This window comes from Sphingomonas sp. (assembly GCF_031380695.1).
Lineage (GTDB): Bacteria > Pseudomonadota > Alphaproteobacteria > Sphingomonadales > Sphingomonadaceae > Sphingomicrobium.
In genome coordinates, this window is the sequence record NZ_JANMWY010000004.1 from 1 (window position 1) to 3,211 (window position 3,211).

At 64.9% G+C, this 3,211-nt stretch carries 3 protein-coding genes; 2 read left to right on the forward strand and 1 reads right to left on the reverse strand.

Annotated features, from left to right (window positions below; translation table 11 throughout):
* The coding region (locus RMN84_RS00140) for a hypothetical protein (protein ID WP_309610186.1) at positions 1 to 403 on the forward strand (403 nt) is incomplete at its 5' end.
* 63 nt (positions 404 to 466) lie between these two features.
* On the opposite strand, the gene RMN84_RS00145 is transcribed toward RMN84_RS00140, so the two are convergent.
* A complete protein-coding gene (locus tag RMN84_RS00145) occupies positions 467 to 1,090 on the reverse strand; it encodes a DVUA0089 family protein (RefSeq protein WP_309610187.1) in 624 nt (207 codons plus the stop codon).
* Between the two features lie 342 nt (positions 1,091 to 1,432).
* Between RMN84_RS00145 and RMN84_RS00150 the strand changes: the two genes are divergently transcribed.
* Entirely contained in the window at positions 1,433 to 2,743 is a 1,311-nt protein-coding gene (locus RMN84_RS00150; RefSeq protein WP_309610188.1) for a L,D-transpeptidase family protein, read from the forward strand.
* Positions 2,744 to 3,211 lie beyond the last annotated feature (468 nt).

The window sequence follows — 3,211 nt, forward strand, 5'->3', positions numbered from 1 at the left end:
CACCGTCCGCGGCGGGCAGATCCTGTGCGGGCTGGAGCGCTCCGCTCCCGCGATCCTCGCCAGCGACAGCGACGGGATCGAAATCGCCGGGGTCAAGATCCTCGACAGCCAGTCGCCGGTGCGAATGAGCCGCTGCCGCGATTTCTCGCTCGGCGTGGCGATCAACCTGCCCGACGGCGGCGCAAGCGGACCGGCGGTGGCGCTGAGCGACTGCGCCGACGGCATCGTTACGGCGCGGGTCAAGGGTCCGGCGGGGGCGTTCACGGCAGGCGTTTCCGTCACGGGACCTGGCACGAGATCCCTGGCGATCGACACCAGCGCTATCGGGGCCGACGCGGTCGGCGGCGAGCAGAGGCGGGTGATATGGAGCAGGGTTGCCAGCGGCGCGGTCCGCCTGCGCTAGCGCTCAAACGAAAACGGCCGCCGGTGCTTCCACCGACGGCCGTCAATTCGTTCGTCGTCGCGGTCAGGCGGCGGCGAGGACCGTCTTGCGGCGGCGATAGCGGAGCGAAACCCCCGCCGCGCCGAAGCCGATCAGCATCATCGCCCAAGTGGCGGGCTCAGGCACACCACCGACCTGCGTTGCCGCACCGACGTTGAGGACGTCGAAGGCCCACTGATTGGTGCGGAGGTGCTGCGTGACGTCGGTGAAACTGCCCCCCCCGGAGAACCCATTTGACAGGTTCGGTCCGATGGCGAAGTTCGAAAAAGCCGAGACCGACACGGTGTAACTTCCGACGCCAAGGGGCGACGACAGAAGAGTATCGAAAGCAGCACCAGTGACCGGATCGACCGGCACACCAGCGCCGTCGTCGTTGAAGCCAATCCGCAGTCCGGTCGAGTCGAACAATGACAAGATCGGGTCGAAGCCGCCGGCAGCGATCACCGTTCCCGCCGAATTCATGCCGCCAGCATAGGAGTAGGTGCGCAGCGTGACGGTCGACGGTGCACCGACAATGAAGTTGAACAGCTGAACGGTGTTGGCCGTCGGCAGCGAGCCGGTGAACGAGAAGTCGGTCGCCAGCGCAGGCGCGCTCGAGAGGCCCATGGTCGCGACCGTGAGGGCCGCAATAATCTTGAGTGTCTTCATGTTGATTTCCCACTGTTCCGACGCCCACGCTGGGCCGCCGATCCCAACCCTCCGACGAGTCGAAGAGTTAATTTGATATTAACAAAAATCAGTAGCCTTGCAAAACGGCAACAGCAGCGAAGAATTGGCCGCGCGTGCCCGCATTGCGGCAGGAATAGTGGAAATTTCCTTGTGGATCACTTACATGGTCACGGGCTGGCGATCACGCGGCAAATCGAGCTGTCTCGCAATGGCACGCAGGATTTGAAAAAAAGATTTCGGAACGGTTCATCTCCTGGCTCGTAAACCGCTTCGGATCGCGAGTAGTCGAGTGGTCGGTGGACTTTGAGAAGGATGGCGCGCGTGAGGTTTGCAACACTGGCAGCATGGTTGATCCCGGCGTTGATGATCGCGGCATCGCCTGCGCACGCCGCCGATATTGCGCCAAGCACCCCCGCCGCCGCCATCGCTCCCCTTCTCGCGAACGCCAGCGTCGACGCTTTCATGGCCCAGCGCCGCAATGCCCCCGTCTGGTACCGCGCCGGTGGTGGGGCGGAAGCCGCCGCCACCCTGTCGCAGATCCTCCGCCGCGCCCCGCTCGACGGCCTCGCCGCGGGGCCGCAGCTGGCCGACGCGGTTGATGTCGCCGCCCAGCAGGCAGCGACCGGCAATCCGCAGGCGATCGCCAGCGCCGACCGTACTTTGTCGGCCGCCTGGCTGGCCTATGTCGCCGCGCTCAAGGCACCGCTGCCGGACTTTACCTATTCCGACCCCTCGCTCACCCTACGCGTCCCCAATCCGGTGATCACGTTGCAGCTGGCGTCGATCGCACCGACCCTGGCGCAGCATCTGCTGGCGGTATCGAGCGTCAACCCGATCTACGGCCCGCTGCGCGATACTGCCTGGGCGGCGTTGCAGCGCACCCCCGGCGCAGCACCCGATCCGCGCCTGCTGATCAACCTCGCCCGCGCCCGCATCCTGCCCTCCACCGGGCGCTATGTCGTGGTCAACGCCGCCAATGCGCGGCTGACGATGATCGAAAATGGCCAGATCGCCGACAGTATGAAGGTTGTCGTCGGCAAGAATGAATCGCAGACCCCGATGCTCGCCAGCACGATCTGGTACGCGACGCTCAATCCCTACTGGTATGTCCCGATGGACCTGACCAAGAACATCGTCGCGGCCAAGATGCTCAGCCCGATCGCCAAACCCTATTGGGCCGAAAAACGTTATGAAATCATGTCCGATTTCGGCCCGACTCCGACGATCCTTCCGCCTTCGGCGATCGACTGGAAGGCGGTCAAGGCGGGGTCGCAGACGGCCTATCTTCGCCAGCTGCCGGGCAAGGGCAATGCGATGGGCAAGATCAAATTCCCTTTCCCCAACGACATTGGCGTCTATCTCCACGACACCGACCATCTCGAGCTGATGGCGCTCAATGATCGGCATTTGTCGAACGGCTGCATCCGGCTGGAGGATGCTCAGCGCCTTGGCCGCTGGCTGATGGGCACGCTGCCGGCGACCATCTCGCCCGCCCCCGAACAGCAAGTCGCGCTGCCGCGCGGCGTGCCGGTGTTCCTGACCTACATCACCGCCCAGCCCAAGGACGGCGCAGTCGCGTTCGTCGCCGACGTCTATGGCCGCGACAAGGGGCCGGCGCTGGCCTCGCGCTGAGGCCGGCCCATCAACACTCCGACGGCCCGGCCGATACCGCTGTCGCCGCCGACGCAGAGCGCGCTTCCTTACCCGCCAGTCGGCGCGACGCGGATAGTGCAGGTGGTCCTCGGGCTTCGGCGCGAACGTGCTTCGTGCCGAGATATTCTGTCCGTGCGATAATGGGTGCGAGCGCTGCAGACTTGTCGAAGCGCTGCAATCGTTGCGCAGCATCAGGCTCTTCACCGCAGGTGCTTCCGCGAAGCCGGCAAGACGCTGACCCCGTTACCGCTTTGGGGTATCGCTTCGTCGCAAGGTGCTCGCGACGAGCCGAGCAACCCGTCGCTGTCCCGCGCGTTGCCCCCCAATATTCCAGCAGGAGAAGACAATGCCCTATGCCAACGCCAAGGACGGGACGGACCTCTATTATAAGGATTGGGGCAAGGGCGCGCCGGTCGTCCTGCTCCACGGCTGGCCGCTAACGGGCGA

Excerpts from the sequence above, each read along its gene's own strand:
- RMN84_RS00145 (WP_309610187.1), bottom strand. The coding sequence starts at position 1,090 with ATGAAGACACTCAAGATTATTGCGGCCCTCACGGTCGCGACCATGGGC.